Origin of the sequence: Comamonas piscis (assembly GCF_014109725.1) — a bacterium.
Lineage (GTDB): Bacteria > Pseudomonadota > Gammaproteobacteria > Burkholderiales > Burkholderiaceae_C > Comamonas > Comamonas piscis.
Genome location: NZ_CP058554.1, coordinates 5162079 through 5180232, shown reverse-complemented (window position 1 = coordinate 5180232; position 18154 = coordinate 5162079). Strand labels below are relative to the sequence as shown.

The 18154-nt window shown below is 64.2% G+C and carries 18 protein-coding genes; 9 read left to right on the top strand and 9 right to left on the bottom strand.

Annotation, left to right across the window (positions count from 1 at the left end):
- Nucleotides 1–7 precede the first annotated feature (7 nt).
- Genes HS961_RS23430 through HS961_RS23415 form a run of 4 tightly spaced genes read left to right on the top strand, consistent with a single transcriptional unit; the run spans nucleotide 8 to nucleotide 3596 of the window.
- A complete protein-coding gene (locus tag HS961_RS23430; protein ID WP_182325792.1) occupies nucleotides 8–1093 on the top strand; it encodes a hypothetical protein in 1086 nt (361 codons plus the stop codon).
- Entirely contained in the window at nucleotides 1090–1713 is a 624-nt protein-coding gene (locus tag HS961_RS23425; protein ID WP_182325791.1) for an MSMEG_1061 family FMN-dependent PPOX-type flavoprotein, read from the top strand. The genes HS961_RS23430 and HS961_RS23425 overlap by 4 nt, the downstream gene beginning before the upstream one ends.
- 26 nt (nucleotides 1714–1739) lie before the next feature.
- Nucleotides 1740–2408 (top strand): SDR family oxidoreductase, encoded by a 669-nt coding sequence (locus HS961_RS23420; protein ID WP_182325790.1) that lies wholly within the window; start codon nucleotides 1740–1742, stop codon nucleotides 2406–2408.
- Between the two features lie 57 nt (nucleotides 2409–2465).
- Nucleotides 2466–3596 (top strand): acyl-CoA dehydrogenase family protein, encoded by a 1131-nt coding sequence (locus HS961_RS23415; protein WP_182325789.1) that lies wholly within the window; start codon nucleotides 2466–2468, stop codon nucleotides 3594–3596.
- A 53-nt stretch (nucleotides 3597–3649) separates the two neighbouring features.
- Here the strand turns inward: HS961_RS23415 and HS961_RS23410 are convergent, their stop codons facing one another.
- The 9 genes from HS961_RS23410 to HS961_RS23370 form a co-directional block, all read right to left on the bottom strand.
- Complete coding sequence (locus HS961_RS23410; protein ID WP_182325788.1) at nucleotides 3650–4417, bottom strand: class II glutamine amidotransferase; 768 nt, start codon at nucleotides 4415–4417, stop codon at nucleotides 3650–3652.
- A 56-nt stretch (nucleotides 4418–4473) separates the two neighbouring features.
- Nucleotides 4474–5943 (bottom strand): DHA2 family efflux MFS transporter permease subunit, encoded by a 1470-nt coding sequence (locus tag HS961_RS23405; RefSeq protein ID WP_182325787.1) that lies wholly within the window; start codon nucleotides 5941–5943, stop codon nucleotides 4474–4476.
- Between the two features lie 89 nt (nucleotides 5944–6032).
- The gene (locus HS961_RS23400) at nucleotides 6033–6275 is read right to left on the bottom strand and encodes a cysteine-rich CWC family protein (RefSeq protein ID WP_412101618.1); all 243 of its coding nucleotides are present in this window, start codon (nucleotides 6273–6275) and stop codon (nucleotides 6033–6035) included.
- Entirely contained in the window at nucleotides 6272–7246 is a 975-nt protein-coding gene (locus tag HS961_RS23395) for a DHH family phosphoesterase (protein ID WP_182325786.1), read from the bottom strand. Before HS961_RS23395 ends, HS961_RS23400 begins: the two co-directional genes overlap by 4 nt.
- A gap of 107 nt (nucleotides 7247–7353) precedes the next feature.
- Nucleotides 7354–8802 (bottom strand): aldehyde dehydrogenase family protein, encoded by a 1449-nt coding sequence (locus HS961_RS23390; RefSeq protein WP_182325785.1) that lies wholly within the window; start codon nucleotides 8800–8802, stop codon nucleotides 7354–7356.
- A gap of 57 nt (nucleotides 8803–8859) precedes the next feature.
- Entirely contained in the window at nucleotides 8860–9846 is a 987-nt protein-coding gene (locus tag HS961_RS23385; protein ID WP_182325784.1) for a 2-hydroxyacid dehydrogenase, read from the bottom strand.
- An 85-nt stretch (nucleotides 9847–9931) separates the two neighbouring features.
- On the bottom strand, nucleotides 9932–10840 hold the full coding sequence (gene kdgD / locus HS961_RS23380) for a 5-dehydro-4-deoxyglucarate dehydratase (RefSeq protein ID WP_182328412.1): 909 nt from the start codon (nucleotides 10838–10840) through the stop codon (nucleotides 9932–9934).
- A 60-nt stretch (nucleotides 10841–10900) separates the two neighbouring features.
- Nucleotides 10901–11878: a Bug family tripartite tricarboxylate transporter substrate binding protein gene (locus tag HS961_RS23375; RefSeq protein ID WP_182325783.1), complete on the bottom strand. Its 978-nt coding sequence runs from the start codon at nucleotides 11876–11878 to the stop codon at nucleotides 10901–10903.
- Between the two features lie 199 nt (nucleotides 11879–12077).
- The gene (locus HS961_RS23370) at nucleotides 12078–12860 is read right to left on the bottom strand and encodes a FadR/GntR family transcriptional regulator (protein ID WP_182328411.1); all 783 of its coding nucleotides are present in this window, start codon (nucleotides 12858–12860) and stop codon (nucleotides 12078–12080) included.
- A gap of 236 nt (nucleotides 12861–13096) precedes the next feature.
- On the opposite strand from HS961_RS23370, the gene HS961_RS23365 reads away from it, so the two are divergent.
- From HS961_RS23365 to HS961_RS23345, 5 genes are all read left to right on the top strand, one after another.
- Nucleotides 13097–13990, top strand: coding sequence for an amino acid ABC transporter substrate-binding protein (locus tag HS961_RS23365; protein ID WP_182325782.1), 894 nt, complete (start codon nucleotides 13097–13099; stop codon nucleotides 13988–13990).
- Nucleotides 13991–14014: 24 nt separating this feature from the next.
- Nucleotides 14015–15226: a pyridoxal phosphate-dependent aminotransferase gene (locus tag HS961_RS23360; RefSeq protein WP_182325781.1), complete on the top strand. Its 1212-nt coding sequence runs from the start codon at nucleotides 14015–14017 to the stop codon at nucleotides 15224–15226.
- A gap of 52 nt (nucleotides 15227–15278) precedes the next feature.
- On the top strand, nucleotides 15279–16112 hold the full coding sequence (locus tag HS961_RS23355; protein WP_182325780.1) for an NAD-dependent epimerase/dehydratase family protein: 834 nt from the start codon (nucleotides 15279–15281) through the stop codon (nucleotides 16110–16112).
- Nucleotides 16109–17023 carry an SMP-30/gluconolactonase/LRE family protein gene (locus HS961_RS23350; RefSeq protein ID WP_182325779.1) on the top strand — a complete coding sequence of 305 codons (915 nt, stop codon included), beginning with the start codon at nucleotides 16109–16111 and terminating at the stop codon, nucleotides 17021–17023. Before HS961_RS23355 ends, HS961_RS23350 begins: the two co-directional genes overlap by 4 nt.
- A 93-nt stretch (nucleotides 17024–17116) precedes the next feature.
- The gene (locus tag HS961_RS23345) at nucleotides 17117–18082 is read left to right on the top strand and encodes a TRAP transporter substrate-binding protein (protein ID WP_182325778.1); all 966 of its coding nucleotides are present in this window, start codon (nucleotides 17117–17119) and stop codon (nucleotides 18080–18082) included.
- Nucleotides 18083–18154 lie beyond the last annotated feature (72 nt).

Sequence of the window (18154 nt, the reverse complement as noted above, 5' to 3'; positions counted from 1 at the left end):
AGAAACTATGACGAACGAATCGGTGGGTCCAGGCCCGGGGCAACTCCAGGCGCAGGATATTGAATCCTTCTGGCAGGAACTGGTCTACCAAGAGCGGCACCTGGCGCTGTTGCCGAACCAGGCCTTTGTGGCGCAGGCCAATGAGATGCTGGCCCGCGTTGCCCCCGATTTGGCGCTGGAGTTGGAGCGGTCCGATGGCAGCTTGTTCTCGCGCCTGGTGTTCAGTGCCCACGGCAATGTCGACCAGTTCGAGAACCTGATGGTGTTGGTGCGCGCCGCCCCCAGCCTGCCCGGCTACAAGGTGCAGGCCTTTCGCAACCGCAGCCCGGTCAGTGATTTCAGCATGGCGATGGAGGGCCTGGAGCTCTCCTGCTCCGATGTGCTGGTCGCCCATTACGATGCCGGCGGCATTGTCGGGCTGGAGCTGGGGTTCGCGAAGATCATCTCCGCCGAGCAGCGCGAGCTGGCCCAGCACATGGCCTTTGTCATGCTGGACCATGCTTTGGGCGAATGGGATTTCGCGGTGCGCGTCGGCCCCGTCGAGGTGGTCGATGGCTTTGCGCCCGATGTTGCCGGGGTCGGCCCGCTGTCGGCCTTTCCTGCGGTCTTCGATGCCTTTTTGCGCGACCAGCTGGGGCGCAGCTACCGCTTTCCGCCGGCTGACGACGACCGCTGGAAGATGTTGGAAGCACGCCGGCGCGATGCACCGGCCGATGCCGTGCCCGATCTGCTGGGCCTGCGCCTGTCGGCCAATGCGGTGGCCACGCGCGCCGATCTACCCTATTGCCTGCAATGGACCGTCGCCTTTGACGATGCCCAGACCCTGGACCGCATCCGCGATGCGCAAGAGGGCCTGCAGGCGGCGCTGGAGCGCATGGAAACCGGCATCCTGGCGTACACCCGCATCGAAGGCATGCACGAGCGCACGGCCTGCTATTACGTGGATGACGCTGCCGCCGCCCAGCAACTGCTGCAGCAGCAAGCGCTGGCACTGCCGGCGCGCATTCAAGTGGATTTCGATCCATCCTGGGACGCTTACCTGGCCGTCTATGCGGCGGCCGGCGCAGCCAGTGATGACACGGGGGCTGCATGATTGAATCTGCCGCGCAGCTGCGTGCGTTCTATGCCCAGCCGGCCGAGCGCGCGCTGGCCAAACAGCTGAACCACCTCGATGCCCATTGCCAGCGCTTTATTGCGCTGTCGCCGCTGTGCGTGGTGGCCACCGCCGGCCAAGCGGCCGAGATGCTCGATGCCTCGCCCCGGGGCGGGCCGCCCGGCTTTGTCAAATGCCAGGGCGCGCAGCATCTGCTGCTGCCCGATGCCGGTGGCAACAACCGGCTGGATTCGCTCAGCAACCTGCTGACCGATGCGCGCATCGCGCTGCTGTTTTTGCTGCCCGGCGTGGATGAGACCCTGCGCGTTAACGGCACTGCCAAGCTGCGCGATGAGGCCAGATTTATCGATGTATTTGATGGCGAGCGCCAACGGCCCAAGCTGGTGATCGAGGTGGAGGTGCGCGAGGCCTATCTGCACTGCGCCAAGGCCTTGATGCGCTCGCGCCTGTGGCAGACCGATGCACAGATCGCGCGCAATACCTTGCCAACGCTCAACCAGATGATCCATGACCAGATGGGTTTGAGCGCGGCGCCCGAGCCGCAGGCCGACATGGTCGCGCGCTACCAGCAGCAAATTCTGCAAGAGCAGGGACAGTGACAACAACCGCCAAGGAGGGCGTGGGAATGGCTGTGATTTTGGTGATTGGCGCCTCGCGCGGCATCGGCCTGGAGCTGGTGCGAGAGTATGCGCAGGCAGGCTGGACGGTGCTGGCCACCGTGCGTGATACCGAGGCCCAGGCGCGCCTGCAGGCGCTGGGCGCGCAGGCTTATCTGGTCGATGTGCTCAAGCCCGAAAGCGTGACCGCGCTGGCGACTGCGTTGGCAGGCCAGCAGATCGACCTGGGGATGTATGTAGCCGGTGTGATCCGCCGGCCCAATGCCCTCACGGTGCCGACGCAGGCCGATTTTGATGCGGTGATGCACACCAACGTGTTGGGCGCCATGCAGCTGCTGCCGCAGATCGGCCCCATCGTTGAGGCCAGCGGCGGCGTGTTTGCCTTTATTTCGTCGTCGATGTCGCAGATCGAAGGCGTGGATGACAGCTATTCCTGGCTCTACAGGGTCAGCAAGGCGGCGCTGAACATGGCGGTGGCTGCTGCCCAGCATGACTACCCCGGAGCGCGCCTGATCACCCTCGACCCAGGCTGGGTGCAGACCGACATGGGCGGCGATGAGGCGCCCCTGACCGTGCAGCAGAGCGTGAGCGACATGCGCCAGACCTTGGCCTCCGTCAGCGATGCCGACAAGGGCCGCCTGCTGCACCACGATGGCCGCCGCGCCCAACACTGGTAAGGCGGCCAACGCGCGCCAACCCGACAGCGACAGAACAAAAAATCCGGAGACCAGCCCATGCTTTTGAACGACGACCAGACCATGATCCGCGATGCGGTGCGTGAATTTGCCCAGGCCGAGCTGTGGCCACACGCCGCGCAGTGGGACCGCGACCATGTCTTCCCCAAGGCAGCCCACCAGGGCCTGGCCCAGCTGGGCGCCTACGGCATCTGCGTGCCCGATGCGCTGGGTGGCGCCGGGCTGGACTACATCAGCCTGGCCTTGGTGCTCGAAGAGATCGCTGCCGGCGACGGCGGCACCAGCACCGCCATCAGCGTGACCAACTGCCCCGTCAATGCCATCCTGATGCGCTACGGCAGCGATGCGCAGAAAAAGCAATGGCTGGCCCCGTTGGCAAGGGGTGAGATGCTGGGTGCTTTCTGCCTGACCGAGCCGCATGTCGGCTCGGATGCCAGCGCGCTGCGCACCACCGCTACCAAGCAGGGCGACGCCTATGTGATCAATGGCGTCAAGCAGTTCATCACCAGCGGCAAGAACGGGCAGATGGCAATTGTGATTGCGGTGACCGACAAGGGCGCCGGTAAAAAGGGCATGAGCGCCTTTATCGTGCCCACCGACAACCCCGGCTACCAGGTCGCGCGGCTGGAGGACAAACTCGGCCAGCACAGCAGCGATACCGCGCAGATCAATTTTGAGAACTGCGTGATCCCGGCCGAGAACCTGATCGGTGCCGAAGGCGAGGGCTACAAGATTGCACTGGGTGCGCTCGAAGGCGGGCGCATCGGCATTGCAGCCCAAAGCGTCGGCATGGCCCGCAGCGCGTTTGAGGTGGCCCTGCAATATGCCAAGGAGCGCGAGAGCTTTGGCACCGCCATCATCAACCACCAGGCTGTCGGCTTTCGCCTGGCCGAATGCGCGACACAGATCGAGGCCGCGCGCCAGCTGATCTGGCATGCCGCCAGCCTGCGCGATGCCGGCCAGCCCTGCCTCAAGGAAGCGGCCATGGCCAAGCTGTTCGCCAGCGAGATGGCCGAGCGCGTCTGCAGCGCCGCCATCCAGACCCTCGGCGGCTACGGTGTCGTCAATGATTTCCCGGTGGAGCGCATCTACCGCGATGTGCGGGTCTGCCAGATCTATGAAGGCACCAGCGATGTGCAGAAGATTCTGATCACGCGCGCGCTGGCCTGAAGGCCTTTGCGCAGGCTCAGATAAACCAAACCCGGCATTGCCGGGTTTGTTGTTTACAGCGGCAGGCGCCGACCGTCGGCAAACACCATCAGCTCACCGGGCGCGAACGTGGTCCACTGCTCGTTGGTGGTCAGCGGCGCGGTCACCACCACGGCCACCCGGTCCTGCGGCGTGGTGCAGGTGGCGAAGTCGATGCTCAGGTCCTCGTCACTCAGCTGCGCTTGGGCGAAAGGGTGGGCGCGCTCGGTGTAGCACAGGAAGGTATTGGCATGCGCCCAGAGCGCATCGCCGTTGGAGAGCAGAAAGTTGAAGGTGCCGTGTGGCGCAATGTGCGCGGCCAGCTCGCGCAAGGTGTGGGTCAGCTCGGCAATGCTGGGCGTGCCGGCATGGGATTTCCACAGCTCCTGCATCAGCCAGCAAAACACATGCTCGCTGTCGGTGCCGCCCACCGGGTGAAAGTGGCTGTGCAGGCGCGGTCGGAAGTCCTTGAGGTCGCCGTTGTGGGCAAACACCCAGTTCTTGCCCCAGAGCTCACGCACAAAGGGGTGGCAGTTTTGCAGTAGCACCTGGCCCTGGGTGGCCTTGCGGATATGCGCAATCACATTGCGGCTGTGGATGGGGTAGCGCCGCACCAGCTCGGCCACCGGCGATTGCACGGCCGGCTGGTGGTCCACCAGCAGGCGCAGCCCGCCTTCTTCAAAAAAGGCAATGCCCCAGCCATCGCTGTGGTGGTCGGTATTGCCGGCCCGCTGCGAAAAGCCGCTGAAGCTGAAATTGATGTCGGTGGGGGTGTTGCAGTTCATCCCCAGCAGTTGGCACATGGCAAAAACTCTTTGAAAACCCTTGGATGGCCCAGTGTAGACCATTCGCTCCAGCGTTATGGCGAAGTGGTGGCGGTACGCGGCTGCAGCTGGCGTGCGGCAATGCCGGCCAGCACACAGACCACCGCCAGCATCAAAAAGGTATCGCGAAAGCCCGCCACCCGCTCGGCCAGCGCAATGTCAATGGCGGGGGACTGGTTGGCATAGAAGGCGACGCGCCACTCCAAAAAGATACCGCAGAGGCTGACCCCGGCTGCGCCGCCCAGCATGCGCAGAAAGCTGAAGCTGCTCGACCCCTGCGAGATGAGGCTGCGGTCCAGGCTGCGCATGCTGCCCAGGGTGAGCGAGGGCAGGATAAAGCCCAGGCCGATGCGGCCCAGCACCGTATAGCCCACCAACAGCCACAGGGACGAGCCCGGTTGCAGCACGCCGGTCAGCACAAAGGACAGCGCCAGCAAGGACAGCCCGCCGATCACCAGCCAGTGTACGGGGGTGCGGTCGGCCATGCGGCCGGCCAGCGCGATGATGCCACCCAGCACCAGGCCGGCGGGCAGCATGGTGGTGCCCACGACAGATGCCGAATACGACAGCCCCAGCTGCATGAACACCGGCAGCAGGTAGGTGGAGCCAAACAAGGCCACCCCATAGATAAAGGCCACAATGCAGCCGGCCGCAAAAGGCTTGCTGGCAAACAGGCGCAGGTCCATCAGCGGCTTGCCGCCCCGGGCCAGCAGATGGCGTTGCCAGGCGATGAAGACCGGCAAGCAGACCAGCGCAATACCCAGCAGTACGGCGCTTTGCTGCCAGCCGGTGCCGTGCAGTGCCACCAGGCCATTGAGCAGGCAGACGGTGCCGGTGGTGGCAATGGCCAGGCCCAGCCAGTCCAGGCTTTTGCCATGGCGATCGGCCGCCGCGCCGCCGGGCGCATTGACGGGCACAAACTTCAGTCCCAGCCAGACCGAGGCCAGGCACAGCGGCACCACCATAAAGAACACCGAACGCCAGCCCATCCAGTCCACCAGCAGGCCGCCCACGCTGGGGCCGATGGCGGGCGCCAGCACAATGCCCATGCCAAACAGGCCATTGGCGCGGCCCTGCTCATGCGAGGCAAAGGCATGCAGGATGATGATGGCCGGAATCGGCTGGATCACGCCGGCCGCCAGGCCCTCAACCACGCGCGCCACCAGCACCAGGTTGTAGTCGCTGCTAAAGCCCCCGCCAATGCCCCCCAGCATCAGCAGCAGCACAGCGCCCAGGTAGGTGTTGCGGTAGCCATAGCGCGACAGCAGCCAGGGGGTGGTCAGCATCGCCACCGTCGTGGCCACCATGAAGGACGAGGTCACCCATTGCGCGCGCGATTGACCCAGCTGAAAGTGCTGGCTCATCGCGGGAATGGCGACGTTGAAGATGGTCGAGGAGATGATCGACGCCATCGTGCCCACCATCACGCTGAACAGCAGGTACCAGCGAAAGCGCTCGCCGTAGAGGCTGCGCAGCTCCTGGGAATTGTGGTGTTTTATCGGCATGGCGATGGCTGTGCGGGTTCGGGTGCCGGTGCGGGTGCGAGTGGCACGGGGCGCCCAGTGGTCATGATGCGCCGCTCCGGTGCTGCTTGTCAGTCACCCGGGTTGGGTTGGGCCGGCTCTGCGCGCCCGCAGGCCGGGCAGATGCAGCGCTGGCCCCGCTCGGCAGGCGCCAGGCGCTGCAAGGCCTGGGGATCGATCTCGGCGGTCATGCACCAGCACTGGGCAGCGGGCAGGCCCTGGGCCACCGCGCAGCCATTGCTCTGGCCGCACAGGGGGCATTGCTGCTCCCAGGTGTCGCTGTCCGTGCCCGAGGCCGTGCCTGCAGGCATCATGGCGTCTCAGTGGGCGCCGGGGCTGGCGCAGGGCGCGGTGGTGGCAATGCATCTTCCGGGCGGGCGGTCAGGCTGCCTGCCAGCAGTTCGGGCAGGCGGTCCACCCCCATGCGGAACCCGCAGGCCTGGGCATGGCCGCCGCCGCCCATGCTTTCGGCCAGCGGGATGCAGTTGAAGTCCGAGCGCGAGCGCAGGCCGCATTTGGCGCCCTTGGGGCTGGCGCTCCACATCAGCGCAAAGGTGCCGCTTTGCTTGGCGAGGATATCGCCCACTTGGCTGTGGAACATGCCCGGCGCATTGACCATCAGGCCGGCCACGCCGTTGAACACCAGCGGCTGCGCGCCTTCGGCGATGTCGCTGCAGAGCTTGAGGTATTTCTCGTCCATCGCACCGCCACGGGCCATGAAGGCGCTCAGCTGCTCGGGGCTGAAGGCCGCAATCTCGGCCCAGCGCTCAAAGCTGCGCGGCTCCATGTCCAGTGCGGCCAGGAAGGCACCGCTCTCGGGGTACTGCCAGCGCCAGATGTCGCGGTCTTCAATGTGCAGCACCAGCGCGGGGATCGGGTTTTGGGGGAAGAAGAACTCCCAGGCCAGGCGCGCGCCGGACTTGTTCATGTCGAAATGCACCACGCCGCAGGTGCATTGGTAGCCGTTGAGCTTCTCGGCCGCGCTCTTGTGGTGGTCCAGCAGCACCAGCTTGTGGGCCTGGGCCTCAATGGCGCGCAGCAACTCGGGGCCAAAGGCAAAGTCGAGGATGTAGATCGTGCGGCCGGTGAGCGGCCCCAGGTCGTCCACGGTCTGGATTTCGCCATGGTCCAGGCCGCGAAACTCTGCGTTGCCGGAGAAAAACAGCCAGGCCGCCAGCGCCGCGCCATAGCCATCGGGGCAGTTGCGGCCGTGGTAGAGGATGAGGGGCTGGGGATCGTTGATGTCGGCAGATACCGGCAGCGAAAGGTCGGGCAGAAGTTTCATCCTGCCATTTTCCGCCAAGCGTATTACCTGAGAGCGACCAAGTACTGCGCGGGCATCGGGTGGAGGGCCACCGGATGCCCGCAAGGTGCCTGGTGCTGGCGCAGCGTTTAAGCCAGCGTGTAAGCCGTCTTCACCGTGGTGTAGAACTCCTGCGCATAGCGGCCTTGCTCGCGCGGGCCGTAGCTGGAGCCCTTGCGGCCGCCGAACGGCACATGGTAGTCCACACCCGCGGTGGGCAGGTTCACCATCACCATGCCGGCTTGGGCATGGCGCTTGAAGTGGGTCGCGTACTTCAGGCTGGTGGTGGCAATGCCGGCCGACAGGCCAAAGGCGGTGTCGTTGGCAACCGCCAGCGCTTCTTCATAGTCCTGCACGCGGATCACGCTGGCGACGGGGCCGAACACCTCTTCGCGGTTGATGCGCATCTGGGGTGTGCTGTCCACCAACAAGGCGGGCTGCATGAAGAAACCTTCCTTGCCGCTGCCGGTGTGGCAGGCAATGCGGCTGCCACCCGTTGCCAGCACGGCGCCTTCGGCTTGGGCGATTTCCACATAGCTCAGGTCCTGCTCCAGCTGGGCCTGGCTCACCACGGGGCCGATATCGGTGCCGGCGGCGCGCGCATCGCCGACCTTGATCTTGGCCATGCGCTCTTGCAGCGCCTGCACAAAGGCGGGGTAGATCTTGTCGGTGACGATCAGGCGGCTCGATGCGGTGCAGCGCTGGCCGGTCGAGTAAAAGCAGCTCTGGGCCGACAGCTCCACCGCCTGGGCCAGGTCGGCATCGTCCAGCACTACCTGCGGGTTCTTGCCACCCATCTCCAGCTGCACCTTTTTGCCCGATTTCACGCAGGCCTCGGCAATGCCCCGGCCCACACCGACCGAGCCGGTAAAGCTGATCGCGGCCACATCGGGGTGCTGCACCAGCGCATCGCCAATGATGCGGCCCCGGCCCATCACCAGGTTGAAGACACCAGCAGGGATGCCGCTGCGGTGGATGATGTCGGCCAGCGCCCAGGCACTGCCTGGCACCAGGTCGGCGGGCTTGATCACCACGCAGTTGCCAAAGGCCAGCGCGGGTGCGATCTTCCAGGCTGGAATCGCGATGGGGAAGTTCCAGGGCGTGATCAGACCGACCACACCGACGGGCTCGCGGGTGATCTCCACGCCAATGCCGGGGCGCACCGATGGCAGGCTCTCACCGGCCAGGCGCAGGCATTCGCCGGCAAAGAACTTGAAGATCTGGCCGGCGCGGGCCACTTCGCCAATCGCCTCGGGCCGGGTCTTACCTTCTTCGCGGGCCAGCAGGTCGCCCAGCTCTTCCTTGCGTGCCAGGATTTCGTTGCCGATCTTGTCCAGCGCATCATGGCGCGCCTGGATGCCCGAGACGCTCCAGGCCGGGAAGGCCGCCATGGCTGCTGCCACCGCTGCATCCACATCGCTGGCATCGCCTTGCGCATACTGGCCGATCACGTCGGACAGGTCGCTGGGGTTGGTGTTGGGGGAGGTGGTCTTGCCGGGTGTCCAGCTGCCGTTAATCAGGTTGTTGTGTGCGGTCATAAGCTTGCCAAGCGGGTTGGGCCTGGTCTAAAAGTTGGTTAGGTAATGAGGGGGCGCTCAGGCAGCGCGGGCCTGTGCCGCCGCCTGGGACCAGGGCACTTCCTGCAGCGGCTGGCCATCGGCGATCAGGCTGCGCAGGTTGGCCAGCACCAAGTCGGCCATCGCGCGGCGCGTCTCCTGCGTACCGCTGGCGATATGCGGGGCCAGCACCACGTTGTCTTGCTGCAGCAGGCCGGGCAGGGGGCGGGGTTCGTCCTCGAACACATCGAGGCCGGCGCCGGCAATGCGCTGGTGTTGCAGCGCATCCAGCAGCGCCGCTTCATCGACCACGCTGCCACGCGCCACATTGATCAAAAAGCCTTTGGGGCCCAGCGCTTGCAGCACTTTGGCATTGACCAGGTGGCGGGTGTCGTCACCACCAGCGGCGGTGATGACCAGAAAATCGCACCACTCGGCCAGTGCCTGCAGTGACTCCATATAGCGGTGCGGCGAATCGCTGAGCGGGCGGCGGTTGTGGTAGGCCACCTCCATGTCAAAACCGCTGGCGCGGCGGGCCACCTGGCGGCCAATGCGGCCCATGCCCAAGATGCCCAGCCGCTTGCCCGATGCGCGGGTGTAAACGCCAAAACGCTCAGTGGGCCAGAGGCCGGCGCGCACAAAGCGGTCGGCCGCTGCCAGGCGGCGGGCGCTGTCCAGCAGCAGCGCAAAGGCCAGGTCGGCCACGCAGTCGTCCAGCACGCCGGGGGTGTAGCCCACGCGGGCCGATTGGGCCAGGATCGCGTCCTGGTCCAGCGCATCAAAACCCACGCCAAAACTGCTGATGCCGCGCAGCGCCGGCAAGGCCTGTATCACTGAGGCCGATGCGCCCATGCTGGCCGAGGTGACCAGGTAGCTGAATTCCGAACCGTGGTCAGCCAGGAACTGCTGCGGGTCCGCTTGTGCGCTCAGCACGGTAGTATCGAATTCCTGGGCCAGATCGGCATCAAGCGCGGGCAGCGGCATCTTGCCGATTTGCAGCACGCGCGGGCGTGGGGTAGCAGTCATGTTGGGAGGGGGCTTTCAACGGAAAGAGCCCGGCACCACAAGCAGGTGTCTGCTCATGGTGGCCGGGCTGGTTAGGCGAGGGCGATCAGGCTTCGACCTTCTTGATCAGCGCTGCCAGCATGTCGACTTCTTCAGGCAGCAAGTCGGCCAGCGGTGCGCGCACCGGACCGGCATCGTGGCCCACCAGCTTGGCGCCGGCCTTGATGATGGACACGGCGTAGCCAGCGCTGCGGTTGCGGATCTTCAGGTAAGGCATGAAGAAGTCCTTGAGCAGCTGGTGCTGGGTGGCGTGGTCATCGGTGCGCACGGCTTCGTAGAAGCGAATGGCCGTCTTGGGGATGAAGTTGAACACGGCCGACGAGTACACGGGCGTGCCCAGTGCCTTGTAGGCAGCGGCATAGACTTCGGCGGTCGGCAGGCCACCCAGGTAGGCCAGGCGGTCACCCATGGTCAGGTACATGGCGGACATGGCTTCGATGTCGCCCACGCCGTCCTTGAAACCCACCAGGTTGGGGTTGCGTTCGCAGAGCTTGGCAACGGTTTCGGGGGTGAAGCGGCTCACGCCACGGTTGTAGATGATGACGCCGAACTTCACGCTCTTGCAGACAGCATCGACGTGGGCGGCCAGGCCTTCCTGGCTGGCTTCGGTCATGTAGTGGGGCATCAGCAGGATGCCGTGGGCGCCAGCGGCTTCGGCGGCTTGGGCGCACTGGATCGCAAAGCGGGTCGGGCCGCCAGCACCGGCAATGATCGGCACCTTGCCTTTGCAGGTGTCCACAGCGGTCTTGATGATGGCGGGGTACTCGTCCGCGGTCAGCGAGAAGAACTCACCCGTACCGCCGGCGGCAAACAGCGCGCTGGCGCCAAACGGGGCCAGCCATTCCAGGCGCTCTGCATAGCCCTTGGCATTGAAGTCGCCTTGTGCATCAAAGTCGGTAATGGGGAAGGACAGCAGTCCGGAACTCATCACGCTCTTCACATCCTGGGGGCTCATGTTGCTCATATCAAACTTTCAAAAAAACAGGGGGAATCGACAGTGCCAAACCGGCGCGGCTTAATCGAGCTGCAGGTTGGCGTTTTGGACGACCGTGCGCCAGCGTTGGCGTTCGGCCTTGAAAAATTGGTCGGTCTCGACCGGGGTCATCGTGACCACCTCGGCGCCCTGTCCGGTCAGGCGCGAGCGCACTTCGGGCGAGCGGATGGCGGTCAGCAAGGCCTGGTTGACCTTCTGGATCACCGCTTCAGGCGTCTTGGCCGGCAGCACCACGCCTTGCCAGGTGCCCGAGGCAAAGCCGGCTGCGCCTTGCTCAGCCAGGGTCGGCACATCGGCGATCAGCGGCATGCGGGTGTTCTTGGAGATGCCCAGCAGCTTCAGCCTGCCGCTTTGCACATGCGGGTAGGTAGCGAGCATGCCGTTCATCAGCACCTGGGTCTGGCCGGCCACCGTGTCTTGCACCGATTGCACGCCGCCCTTGTAGGGCACATAGACCCATTTAGCGCCCGTCAGCCGTGCCAGCTCGACGCCGGCCAGGTGCGGAGCGCTGCCAGTAGCGGTGACGGCAAAGTTCAGGTCCTGCTTTTTGGACAGCGCCACCAGCTCTTGCAGATTGCTGGCCTGCACCGACGGGTGCACCACCAGCATGTGCGGCGAGTAGGCCAGCATGGCGGCGCCGCGCAGGTCCTTGCTCGGGTCAAAGCTCAGCTTGGTGTAGATCGATGGCGAGATCGCCAGCGCACCCAGGTCGCAGAGCAGCCAGGTGTAGCCATCGGGCTGGGCGCGGGCGACAAACTCAGCGCCCAGATTGCCGTTGGCACCGGGCTTGTTGTCGATCACCACCGTCTGCTTGAGCTCTTGCGAGATCAGCTGGCCAATCGAGCGGGCAATGATGTCCGAGCTTCCACCCGGTGGGTAGGGAACGATCAGCCGAATCGGCTTGCTCGGCCAGGCATCGGCCGCCAACAGCGGAGTCGATAACAAGCTACCGGCAGCCAGGGCCAGCGCTGAATAGATCAGGTGTGAACGGCGATGCATATGTCTCTGTCTCCTTTTTAGATATAAGACATCATACAACTCAAAATGAAGATCGCCAAGCTTTGCGGAACTAGGGGAAACGCGCAGCCACGTTTTTTGGAGGTGATAACCAGCGCTGGAATGCCGCGCTGGCAGCGCCCGCCGGGCTGCTGGGGGGCGGGCCAAGGCCTTGCGGTGGGCGCCCTTGCTGGCGCCAGATTTAGCGCGCGGTGTCGGGTGCCGCTGTTGCTTGTTGTTCCTGGGCCAGGCGCTGGGCCAGGCGCAGGCGCTCGCGCGAGTTGGTCAGGTGGATGCGCATGGCAGCGCGGGCCGAGTCGGCATCCTGGCGCTCGATGGCGGAGAAGATTTCTTCATGCTCGCGGTTCACCCGCTTGAGGTAGTCCGGGTCGCGGGTGGGGATGTGGATCGAGGCGATCCGGTTGCGCGGAATCAGCATCGAGCCAAAGTGCTGCAGGATCTCCTGGAAGTAGCGGTTGCCGGTGGCCTTGGCAATGCTCAGGTGAAAGTCCAGGTCATGGCTCACGGTCTCGCGGCCCAGCGCAAAGTTCTGTTCAAAGGCCTGCAGCGCAGTGCGCATTGCGCGCAGATGCGGCTCCTGGCGCCGGGTGGCGGCCAGGCCGGCGGCTTCTGTCTCCAGGCTGATGCGCAGTTCCAGCACGGCCAGCACATCGACCGATTCGCTCAGTTCGTGGGCGCTCAGCACCAGGCCGGGGGTGCGGCGCGCGGGCAGCACAAAGGTGCCAATGCCATGCTTGGTCTCTACCAAACCGGAGGCCTGCAGCTTGGACAGCGCCTCGCGCACAACGGTGCGGCTCACGTCATAGCTGCGCACCAATTCAGTCTCGGTCGGCAACTTGTCGCCCTCTTGCAACAGGCCCTGGTGGATCTTGTTTTCAAACTCTTCCGACAGCAAATTGGCCAGGCTGCGGCTGCCTTTGGCGGCACGGCTGCCACGCAGATTGGTGGCGGAGTCGGCAGCCATCGATGGGGTAGCGGAGTGTTCCGAAGGGCTTTTAAGCATGGCTGTGATCCGGCAGAAGGTGGGCCAAGCAGCTGCCTTGTGGGGTGCGGCAACCGTGCAAAGTGGCATCCGGCGCGGATGCCAACGATGGGGATGCGGGTAATTCCGAGGGGCTTTTGGGCATAGCTGTGATCATAATTCAGCCTTGTCATCAGACAACACATGACTGATGCCTTGTTGTAACCTACTTTCCAATCATGCTCAAGCTTTTCTCGAAAACCACCGTATGTGCCGTCACCCTGCTGGCTGCTTCCCTGGCGCAAGCGCAGACCTCCACCTTGGAGAAGATCAAGCAAAACGGCGCCATCACCATCGGTGCGCGCGACATGTCGGTGCCTTTCAGCTACAAGGTCAACGGCAATTCGGACCCCATCGGCTTGATCAATGACATCTGCCTGAAGGTGGCCGAGGCCGCGCAAAAAGCGGCAGGCTTGCAGAAGATGGAAATCAAGTACCTGATCACCACACCCACCAGCCGCATCCCGCTGGTGCAGAACGGCACCGTCGATCTGGACTGCACGCCGGTGACCAACACCATTGCCCGCCAAGAGCAAGTCTCCTTCTCGCCCAGCTACTTCTCGGCCAATGTGACCCTGGCGGTGCGCAAGGATTCGCCGGTCAAGGGTATTGCCGATCTGCAAAACCGCAATGTGGCTACTGTCACCGGCACCACCTCCATCCAGCTGCTGCGCGCCTACAAAAAGGCCCAGAACGTGAAGTTCAACGAGGTCTATGGCAAGGACCCATCGGAAGCCTTTGTGATGTTCGAATCGGGCAAGGCCGACGCTTTTGTGCTGGATGACGTGCAGCTGGCCAGCTTTATCGCCACCTCGCAGCAGCGCGACCAGTACGTGATTCTGAACGAGCCACTGCGCACCGAGCCCTATGGCGTGATGCTGCGCAAGGACGACCCGACTTTCAAGAAAGTGGTCGATGACACTGTCTACGCGATGATCAAGTCCGGCGAGATGGAAGCGCTCTACCAGAAGTGGTTCATGACCACCATCCCACCGCGCAACGTGAACATCAACTTCCCGCTCAGCGAGTCGACCAAGGCGCTCTACGCCAACCCCAATGACAAGGGCATTTGAGAGAAACTGAGCGATTGCGAATTTATGTTGAAGCTGAGTCAAAAAGTCGAGAACCTGCCATCGTCGCCCAGCATGGCGATCTCCTCGCAGGCCAAGAAAATGAAGTCCCAAGGCATCGATGTGATCGATCTGAGCATTGGTGAGCCGGACTTCAACACGCCCGAGCACATCATCGATGCGGCAATGGCCGCCGCCAAGGCCGGTGCCACCAAGTACACCGTGCCGGCCGGCACCGAGAGCCTGCGCAAGGCGATTGCGCAGAAGTTCAAGCAGGACAACCAGCTGGAGTACTCGGTGGCCGAGATCACCACCGGTGTCGGTGCCAAGCAGCTGATCTTCAATGCCTTCATGGCAACCCTGGAGAACGGTGATGAGGTGGTGGTGCCCACGCCGTGCTGGGTGTCCTATGGCGACATCGTGGCGCTGCACGGTGGCGTGCCGGTCTATGTGCCTTGCTCCGAGGCGGTGGGCTTCAAGCTGACGCCCGACGCACTGCGCCAGAGCATCACAGCCAAGACGCGCTGGTTGATCATCAACAGCCCCGGCAACCCCACCGGCGCGGTCTACAGCCGTGCCGAGCTGGAGGCGCTGGGCGAGGTGCTCAAGGCCTTCCCCGATGTGCTGGTCATGTCGGATGAAATCTACGAGCACATCATCTTGACGGGTGTGCCCTTTGTGTCGTTTGCCGAAGCCTGCCCTTACCTCAAGGACCGCATGCTGATCATCAACGGCGTCTCCAAGTCGTATGCGATGACCGGCTGGCGCATTGGCTATGCGGCAGGCCCCGAGCAGCTTATTGGGGGCATGAACAAGCTCGAATCGCAAAGCTGCACCAGCGCTACCTCGGTCGCGCAGGCGGCTGCGGAAGCGGCGCTGCTGGGCGACCAGGACTGCGTGCGCCAGGCGCGCCAGACCTTTGTTGACCGGCTGGAGACCATCCGCCGCGAGCTGGCCATCGTGCCCGAGCTGACCCTGTCGTCGGTGCCCGATGGCGCCTTCTACCTGTTCCTCGGATGCCAAAGCCTGATCGGCCGCCGCACGGCCGAAGGCCAGGTGCTGGACAGCGATGCGGCCGTGTCGGGCTTTTTGCTCAATGCCGCCAAAGTGGCGACCGTGCCAGGCGCAGCGTTTGGCATGTCGCCCTATGTCCGTCTGTCGTTCGCTACCGACCCCGCGCTGGTGGTGAAGGCACTGAAGAACATCCGTTCTGCCATCGACGGCCTGGCACAAGGCTGACCACCCAAGGCGCTTTTCATAAGCGCCTTTTTTTATCGAAAAGGAGCAGCAGATGCAGGCACAAACTCCCCCGCTGCAACGCTTGCTGTTGACCGGCGCGGCCGGTGGCCTGGGCCAGGTGCTGCGCCAGCGGCTGCGTGGCCTGGCGCCCGTGTTGCGCGTGTCCGACATCGCCGGCATGGGCGCGCCGCTGGATGCGCAAGAAGAAGTCAACACCTGCGACCTGGCCGACAAGCAGGCGGTGGATGCAATGGTGGCCGGCTGCGATGCCATCGTGCACCTGGGCGGTGTGTCGGTAGAGCGGCCTTTTGAAGAGGTGCTGGAGGCCAATATCAAAGGCATCTTCCACCTCTATGAGGCCGCGCGCCGCCACGGTGTGAAGCGCATTGTGTTTGCCAGCTCCAACCATGTGATCGGCTTCTACAAGCAGAGCGAAAAGATCGACGCCAATGCGCGCCGCCGCCCCGATGGCTATTACGGCCTGTCCAAATCCTTTGGTGAGGACATGGCGAGTTTTTACTTTGACCGCTATGGCATCGAGACGGTGAGCCTGCGCATTGGCTCGTCCTTCCCCGAGCCCAAGGACCGGCGCATGATGCACAGCTGGCTGAGCTATGACGACCTGGTGCAGTTGGTGGAGAAAAGCCTGTTTACGCCCAACGTCGGCCACACCGTCGTCTACGGCGCATCGGCCAACCGCGATCTGTGGTGGGACAACCATGCCGCTGCCCACCTGGGCTTTGTGCCCAAGGACAGCTCTGAGCCCTGGCGCGCCCAGGTCGAGGCGCAACCCGCTCCGGCGGTCAATGACCCGGTCGCCGTGTACCAGGGTGGCGCCTTCACCGCGCAAGGCCCCTTTGGCGATACGCCGGAGCAGCCTGCATGACAGCCGCTGAGCTCGTCCTCGACGCCCGCAACGCCACCGGCGAAAGCCCCGTGTGGCGTGCGCAGGAGGCTGCGCTGTACTGGGCCGACATACCGCGTGGTCTGCTGCAGCGCTGGCAGCCCGGGCAAGGCAGCGCCAGGCAATGGCAGCTGCCGCAGATGCTGGCCTGCATGGCTGGTTGGCAGGGCGAGCCGCAGCGCTGGATTGCTGGCTTGGAAGATGGCATTTACCAAGTAACGCTGGGCGATGGTGGTGGCGAGGCCCACATCCAAGCGCTGGCAACCGTCGTCCACGCCATGCCAGGCATGCGCTTTAACGATGGGCGCTGCGACCGCCAGGGCCGTTTTGTGGCCGGCAGCATGCTGATGGACATGGCAGCGGCGCAGCCGGTGGGCAAGGTCTACCGCTTTGGCGCGCAAGAGATGAAGGCAGGGCGCGCGCAGGATCTGCAGCTGGGCCCGCTGATCACACCCAACGGCCTGGCCTTCAGCCCCGATGGTCGGACCATGTACCTGTCGGATTCGCACCCCAGCAGCCAGCAGATCTGGGCTTTTGACTACGACACCGACAGCGGCACGCCCCACAACCGCCGCCTGTTTGCCGATATGACCCATCTGCCCGGCCGGCCCGATGGTGCTGCCATCGATGTGGACGGCTGCTACTGGATCTGCGGCAATGACGCCGGCCTGGTACACCGCTTCCGGCCCGATGGCCGGCTGGACCGCTCGCTGCCGCTGCCGGTCAAAAAGCCGGCCATGTGTGCCTTTGGCGGCACAGGCCTCGATGTGCTCTATGTCACCTCGATACGGCCTGAGGGCATCGATCTGTCGGACCAACCGCTGGCCGGTGGCGTGTTTGCGCTGCGGCCAGGCGTTTCAGGATGGGAGGAGGCGGAATTCCGGCCCTTGTAAACAGGCCAGGTGTCAGTGCGAGGTGTGTGAGATCCAGAGACTCGGAAACCATCCGGGCATGTTCCCCAACCATAGAGATAACGAGGTAGACAAATGCGACTTTCCACTATCAGCGCAGCCCTGGCTGCCGGCCTGCTGGCGCTCAGCGCGCAGGCCACCGAATTTCGTTCATCGGATATCCACCCGGACGACTACCCGACCGTGCAGGCGGTGAAGTTCATGGGCGAGCGCCTCAAAGCGCTGTCCGGCGGCAAGCACAGCATCCGCGTCTACCCCAATGGGGCGCTGGGGGGCGAGAAGGAAACCATCGAGCAGGCCAAGATTGGTGCGCTGGCGATGGTGCGGGTCAATGTGGGCGCGATGAACAATGTCTGCAACGAGACCGTGGTGCCCACCATGCCGTTTCTGTTCCGCTCGGTCGAGCACATGCACAAGGTACTCGATGGCCCCGTCGGCCAGGAGATCTTGAAAGCCTGTGAGAAGCAGGGCTTCATCGGACTGGGTTTTTACGACAGCGGCGCGCGCTCGATGTTCACCGCCAAGCGCCCGGTCAAGAGCCTGGCCGACATGAAGGGCATGAAGGTGCGCGTGCAGCAGTCCGATCTCTGGGTGAGCATGCTTGAAGCCATGGGCGCCAACGCCACACCGATGCCGATGGGCGAGGTCTACACCGGGCTGAAGACTGGCCTGATTGACGCTGCCGAGAACAACTACCCGACCTTTGAAAGCTCGCGCTCGTTCGAGGTGGCCAAGTACTTCAGCAAAACCGAGCACTCGATGGCGCCGGAGATTCTGCTGTTCTCCAAACGCACCTTTGACAAGCTCTCGCCCGAAGAGCAGGGCTGGTTGCGCCAGGCCGCCAAGGAGTCGGTGCCCTACATGCGCAAGCAGTGGGCCGAGCGCGAGGCCAAGTCGCTGGAAGTCGTGAAGGCTGGCGGCGCCGAGATCATCGAGGTAGACAAGGCCCCGTTCCAGGCGGCGATGCGGCCGGTGTACGACAAGTTCATCACCGATGCCAAGTTGAAGGACCTGGTCAAGCGCGCGCAAGAAACCCCTTGAGCGCCGACTGAGCGACCGCCACCGCCGGCCCTGTAAAGGGGCTGGCTCCTTGCAACCAATGGCCCGGGATCT

What these genes read in the sequence shown, in the direction of transcription:
- HS961_RS23370 (WP_182328411.1), bottom strand. Translation starts at nt 12,860, where the DNA reads ATGGCTGCCGACTCCGCCACCAATCTGCGTGGCAGCCGTGCCGCCAAA.
- HS961_RS23355 (WP_182325780.1), top strand. Translation starts at nt 15,279, where the DNA reads ATGCAGGCACAAACTCCCCCGCTGCAACGCTTGCTGTTGACCGGCGCG.
- HS961_RS23345 (WP_182325778.1), top strand. Translation starts at nt 17,117, where the DNA reads ATGCGACTTTCCACTATCAGCGCAGCCCTGGCTGCCGGCCTGCTGGCG.
- HS961_RS23365 (WP_182325782.1), top strand. Translation starts at nt 13,097, where the DNA reads ATGCTCAAGCTTTTCTCGAAAACCACCGTATGTGCCGTCACCCTGCTG.
- HS961_RS23385 (WP_182325784.1), bottom strand. Translation starts at nt 9,846, where the DNA reads ATGACTGCTACCCCACGCCCGCGCGTGCTGCAAATCGGCAAGATGCCG.
- HS961_RS23395 (WP_182325786.1), bottom strand. Translation starts at nt 7,246, where the DNA reads ATGAAACTTCTGCCCGACCTTTCGCTGCCGGTATCTGCCGACATCAAC.
- HS961_RS23425 (WP_182325791.1), top strand. Translation starts at nt 1,090, where the DNA reads ATGATTGAATCTGCCGCGCAGCTGCGTGCGTTCTATGCCCAGCCGGCC.
- HS961_RS23360 (WP_182325781.1), top strand. Translation starts at nt 14,015, where the DNA reads ATGTTGAAGCTGAGTCAAAAAGTCGAGAACCTGCCATCGTCGCCCAGC.
- HS961_RS23390 (WP_182325785.1), bottom strand. Translation starts at nt 8,802, where the DNA reads ATGACCGCACACAACAACCTGATTAACGGCAGCTGGACACCCGGCAAG.
- HS961_RS23430 (WP_182325792.1), top strand. Translation starts at nt 8, where the DNA reads ATGACGAACGAATCGGTGGGTCCAGGCCCGGGGCAACTCCAGGCGCAG.
- HS961_RS23410 (WP_182325788.1), bottom strand. Translation starts at nt 4,417, where the DNA reads ATGTGCCAACTGCTGGGGATGAACTGCAACACCCCCACCGACATCAAT.
- HS961_RS23420 (WP_182325790.1), top strand. Translation starts at nt 1,740, where the DNA reads ATGGCTGTGATTTTGGTGATTGGCGCCTCGCGCGGCATCGGCCTGGAG.
- kdgD (WP_182328412.1), bottom strand. Translation starts at nt 10,840, where the DNA reads ATGAGCCCCCAGGATGTGAAGAGCGTGATGAGTTCCGGACTGCTGTCC.
- HS961_RS23405 (WP_182325787.1), bottom strand. Translation starts at nt 5,943, where the DNA reads ATGCCGATAAAACACCACAATTCCCAGGAGCTGCGCAGCCTCTACGGC.
- HS961_RS23415 (WP_182325789.1), top strand. Translation starts at nt 2,466, where the DNA reads ATGCTTTTGAACGACGACCAGACCATGATCCGCGATGCGGTGCGTGAA.
- HS961_RS23375 (WP_182325783.1), bottom strand. Translation starts at nt 11,878, where the DNA reads ATGCATCGCCGTTCACACCTGATCTATTCAGCGCTGGCCCTGGCTGCC.
- HS961_RS23350 (WP_182325779.1), top strand. Translation starts at nt 16,109, where the DNA reads ATGACAGCCGCTGAGCTCGTCCTCGACGCCCGCAACGCCACCGGCGAA.
- HS961_RS23400 (WP_412101618.1), bottom strand. Translation starts at nt 6,275, where the DNA reads ATGATGCCTGCAGGCACGGCCTCGGGCACGGACAGCGACACCTGGGAG.